General features: G+C 53.7%; 5 protein-coding genes. All 5 read left to right on the forward strand.

Annotated elements, in window-relative coordinates; genetic code table 11:
* The first annotated feature begins 49 nt into the window (after nucleotides 1-49).
* On the forward strand, nucleotides 50-631 hold the full coding sequence (locus tag PSI23_RS20200; protein WP_273556752.1) for an RNA polymerase subunit sigma-70: 582 nt from the start codon (nucleotides 50-52) through the stop codon (nucleotides 629-631).
* Nucleotides 606-2,579, forward strand: coding sequence for a phage terminase large subunit family protein (locus PSI23_RS20205; RefSeq protein WP_273556753.1), 1,974 nt, complete (start codon nucleotides 606-608; stop codon nucleotides 2,577-2,579). The genes PSI23_RS20200 and PSI23_RS20205 overlap by 26 nt, the downstream gene beginning before the upstream one ends.
* 9 nt (nucleotides 2,580-2,588) lie before the next feature.
* The gene (gene gpW / locus PSI23_RS20210; RefSeq protein ID WP_273556754.1) at nucleotides 2,589-2,837 is read left to right on the forward strand and encodes a gpW family head-tail joining protein; all 249 of its coding nucleotides are present in this window, start codon (nucleotides 2,589-2,591) and stop codon (nucleotides 2,835-2,837) included.
* A 125-nt stretch (nucleotides 2,838-2,962) separates the two neighbouring features.
* The gene (locus PSI23_RS20215) at nucleotides 2,963-4,492 is read left to right on the forward strand and encodes a phage portal protein (RefSeq protein ID WP_444876162.1); all 1,530 of its coding nucleotides are present in this window, start codon (nucleotides 2,963-2,965) and stop codon (nucleotides 4,490-4,492) included.
* A partial coding sequence (locus PSI23_RS20220) for a S49 family peptidase (protein ID WP_273556756.1) occupies nucleotides 4,489-5,060 on the forward strand: 572 nt, incomplete at its 3' end. The genes PSI23_RS20215 and PSI23_RS20220, both read left to right, overlap by 4 nt.

The following is a 5,060-nucleotide window of genomic DNA, read 5'->3' on the forward strand; positions in this document are numbered from 1 at the left end:
TAGCGATGAACTTTTGAAATTTGGGTAACAGGTAACACAAGGGTAACAGATGAACCAGTCCGAATTTGCCAAATTGCATGGGGTCAGCCGCAAGACCGTCACCACGTGGAAAGCCCGTGGCTGGCTGGTTATGACGGATGACGACATTGATGTTGAGGCGTCAAACGCCCTCATTGAACGTTACCGGAAAACTGTTACCCGCCGTGAGAAAAAAGCCAAAGGTAACACGCAGGGTAACAACACAGGTAACAAGTCAGGTAACAAACAAGGTAACACCCCTGAAGTGGATACCCCGGCAAAAATTGTGGAGCGTATCCTGACGGAACGGGGCGCTGATATGACACTGGATGAAGCCCGTACCATGAAGGAGAATTATCTGGCGCTGCTGACCCAGCATGAGTACGACCTGAAATCCGGTCAGGTATTACCGTGGCAGGATATGATCGATGCGGTCGGGCAGGAATACTCTCGTATGCGAACCCGTCTGATTGCTATCGCACCTGAGCACGGTCCCCGACTGAGAGCCTTGGCAACCACTTCAACGGATACGGAATTTGTGGCGGCGTTGCAGGAAATTATCCATGAGGCGATGGAGGAATTAAGCCTTGATCACAGTGAACAGGGGGGGTAATGCATGGCAACACTTCACCCGTGCACTGGTTCAGAAACGTGCTGATACCAAACCTCCGGAACCGTTATCCTTAAGCGAGTGGGCCAATAAATATGCGGTACTGTCTAAAGAGAATGCGGCCCAAACCGGTAAATTCCGCTCCTTTGCTTACCAGGACGGCATGATGGATGCCATTACCGATCCCGCTGTTACGCAGGTTTCCGTGATGAAATCTGCCCGTGTGGGGTATACCAAGATACTGGATCATGTGGTGGGGTATTATCTGTCGCATGACCCGTCCCCGATACTGGTCGTACAGCCCCGTGTCGAGGATGCGGAGGACTACAGTAAGACCGAAATTGCGCCGATGTTGCGGGATACCCCGGCATTGAAAGCGATTGCGGGTGAAGCCAAAGCGAAAGATTCCAATCAGACTATCCTGAAAAAGACCTTTTCGAACGGGGCTAATTTGACATTGGTTGGGGCTAACTCACCGGGCGGCTTTCGTCGTATCACCTGTCGCATCATCTTATTTGATGAAGTGGATGGGTATCCTTCGGGCGGTGCCGGAGCAGAAGGTGACCAGATAGCCCTGGGCATCAAACGCTCGGAAACGTTCTGGAACCGGAAAATTGTGCTGGGTTCAACCCCCACAGTCAAAGAAACCAGCCGGATAGAGAAAGCCTTTAAAAACAGTGACCAGCGTTACTATTACGTCCCTTGTCCCCATTGCGGGGAATATCAGGTGTTGGAATGGGGCAGCCCGGACTCCCCTTATGGCATCAAATGGGAAAAAGATGAACACGGCAACGGCTTACCGGAGACGGCCTATTATGTCTGCCGTCACCATGGTTGCGTGATTCAGGACAGCAATAAGCCCGGCATGATAAAGCAGGGGGAGTGGCGAGCCAGTCAACCCTTTAAAGGTCATGCGGGTTTTCATATCTGGGCGGGTTACAGCTTGTTTCCCAATGCGGCATGGAAACATCTCGTGGCGGAATGGCTGCGGGTCAAAGACGATCCGCTGATGCGCCAGACTTTCATTAACCTTGTGCTGGGTGAACCCTATGAAGACCGGGGCGAAAAGGCACTGAGTGAGCGTAAATTACTGGAGCGCTGTGAGGTCTGGGCTGCCGAAGTCCCTGACGGCGTGGTATTACTGACCGCCGGGATTGATACACAGGGAGGTCGCTTTGAGATTGAAGTGGTTGGTTGGGGTCGCAATGAAGAGAGCTGGTCCATTGCTTATGACGTGATTGAGGGCGATCTGGAAACTGACGAACCGTGGCAACGGTTGGATGCCTACCTGAAACAAATATGGCGGCGAGCGGATGGTCGTGGCTTTGCGATTGTGGCGGCTTGTATAGATTCCGGCGGCAACCATACCCAACAGGTGTATAACTTTGCCCGTGAACGACTGGGCAGACGTATCTGGGCGATCAAGGGTGAATCTGCGCGGGGTGGTAAACGCTCACCGGTCTGGCCTACCAAACGGTTGACATCACGGTCTAAATCCAGTTTCAAGCCGATTATCATCGGAGTGAACGCCGCCAAGGATGCCGTCCGGTTACGGTTACATATTGAGCCACCCAAAGCGGGTGAGCCTGTCCCCGCCTATATGCATTTTCCGGCTGACCGCGAGTTGAATTATTTTAGCCAGTTATTGGCAGAACGCTCAGTGGTGAAAGTGTCCGGCGGTCAGCGTTACCGGGTGTGGGAAGAAATTCCCGGTCGGGCAAACGAAGCGCTGGACTGCCGCGTCTACAGCTACGCCGCATTATGTGGCCTGATATACATGGGACTGAAAATGAATGCGCTGGCAGATAACATTGTCGACAACCCTGATCGATTAATCGCCCCCGCAGCACAACCGGAAATCAAAACCAATCTGCGCTTCCCCGGGGCCATCATTCCTGAATTAGCGGAGGATAAACCCAAACGGAAACGCATGTCACAGCTTTTGCCCTAAGGAGAACCCATGCGAAGAACCACGCTGCTGACCGGCATGAGCCGTGAACAGCTTCAGGCTGCACTCAATGCCGCGCAACAAGCCTATATCGAATTATCCACCGGCGCGAAAGGCGTCTCGTTTTCGTATACCCAAGGGGACGGAACGCGCTCAGTGTCATATCAGCAAACCAGTCTCGGTGATTTGTTAGCGCTGATTCAGGCAATACAAACCGAACTGGGGATCACAACCCGGCGACCCATCAGGGTGAGGTACTAATGAGTGTTAAAATATTAGGTCCCGATGGGGAGCCGTTACCGCCTTCGAATGCGAAATTAAAGTTTAACGCCTTATCGGGCAGTGGGCGCATTCCTTATGATGCGGCAGATTCCTACAGTGACCAGATGGCCAACTGGCAACCTGCGCTATGGTCACCGGATAACGAGATCAACGTATACCGTGACCGGATTGTGGCACGTATGCGGGATTTGGTTCGGAATGATGGTTGGGCCTCCGGTTCAATTACCCGTGTGCTGGATAATGCTGTCGGTGCCTGTTACCGCCCGGTATTCAAACCGGATTATCCGATGCTGCGGCAACTGACCGGCAACAAATCCTTTGATGCGACTTGGGCGGCAGAATACAGCCGGTTCCTTACGGCGCATTGGCGATCCTGGGCGAATGACAAAGGCCGGTACTGTGACGTGGAGCGGAAGCAGACAGTGTCACAGATGCTGCGGCTGGCTTTTCGCCACAAGTTACTCGATGGTGACGCGCTGGCGGTCCTGCAATACCGGACGGACAGACTAGGACCCGGTAAAGCCCGTTATGCGACCACGATTCAGATTATTGATCCCGATCGCCTGAGCAATCCACAGGAACTGATGGATAAACCTCATGTGCGTGGCGGGGTCGAAATTGACGCTGACGGCGCGCCGATCGCTTATCACATCCGGGAGGCCCATATGGGTGACTGGTGGTCGGGTAGGAAAACCATGACATGGAATCGTATACCACGGGAAACCTCATGGGGTCGCCCGGTGGTGGTGCATGATTTTGACCACGAACGCGGTGCACAGCACCGGGGAATGGGTATTCTGGCTCCTATCGTTCAGAAGCTGAAGATGCTGATTAAGTACGATGAATCTGAACTGGAAGCGGCAATCCTTAATGCGATTTTCGGGGCGTATATCGAATCGCCTTATGATGCACAAATGGTGGCTTCCGCCCTCGGTGACAGCGGTAATTTCGGCGGTGAGGAACTGAGTGCGTACCAGACCCAGCGCGCTGAATACTATGAAGACAAACGGTTGAACTTACAGAACGGGGCGCGTATTCCGCATCTGTTTCCGAATGAAAAAATCGTCACACTGTCTGCGGCGCGCCCAACCAGTAACTTTGACGGCTTTGAAAGTGCGGTACTGCGGAATATCTCTGCGGCGACCGGATTGTCAGCCCAGCAGGTGACGCAGGACTGGTCTAAGGTGAACTATTCCTCCGCCCGCGCTGCCATGTTGGAAGCGTGGAAAACCTTGACCCGTCGCCGGGATGATTTTTCCAACGGATTTGCCCAGCCCATTGCGGTGGCCTTTGCCGAAGAAATCCATGATGTCGAGGATGTTCCTCTGCCCGCCGGTGCGCCGGATTTTATGGAAGCCTCGGCCTCTTACTGTCGTGCGCGATGGATGGGACCCGGTCGCGGATGGGTTGACCCGGTCGCAGAGAAAAAAGGGGCCATCCTTAGTATGGAGGCAGGTTTCTCAACACTGGAGATGGAGGTGGCTGAAAACATGGGTGAAGACTGGGAAGAGTTGGTTGACCAGCGGAGTTATGAAATTCAGCGGTTTAAGGAGCTGAAAATACCCGTCCCAGACTGGGCGCAGGCAGAACGCTTTGCCCCAGATAACCCGACAGACAAACAGGAGGCGAAGTGAATTTACCCCATTTAGCCCAGCGACTGTTTAATGTTCCGCTGGCGATACACCCGCGCAAAGCTGAAGTGGTGATGGCGGCATTAACTGACCGCTTTGGTCTTACCCAGATACAGGCAAGCAGGGACTGGAATGATGACGATGAGTATTTTTCCCGCAAGGCGAAACCCGATGCCGGGTATGACGTGCTGGAAGGTATTGCACTGATCCCGGTGCAGGGCACCTTAGTCCAGAAGCTGGGTTCATTGCGGCCTTACAGTGGCATGACCGGCTATGACGGTATTCGGCAGGTTTTTCTCCGGGCACTGAATGACCCGGAGGTCAAAGGTATCTGTCTGGATATTGATTCCCCCGGCGGTGAAGTGGCGGGTTGCTTTGATTTGGTGGATCTGATTTATCAGTCACGTGGCGAGAAGCCTATCCACGCCATTCTGAGCGAGAACGCCTATTCAGCCGCGTATGCCATTGCCAGTGCCGCCGACAGGATTATTGTGCCGCGCACGGGTGGTGTGGGTTCAGTGGGCGTGATTGTCATCCACTGTGACTGGTCGCAGCACATTAAAGAAGACGG

It is taken from the genome of Xenorhabdus yunnanensis, assembly GCF_028598805.1.
GTDB classification, from domain to species: domain Bacteria; phylum Pseudomonadota; class Gammaproteobacteria; order Enterobacterales; family Enterobacteriaceae; genus Xenorhabdus; species Xenorhabdus yunnanensis.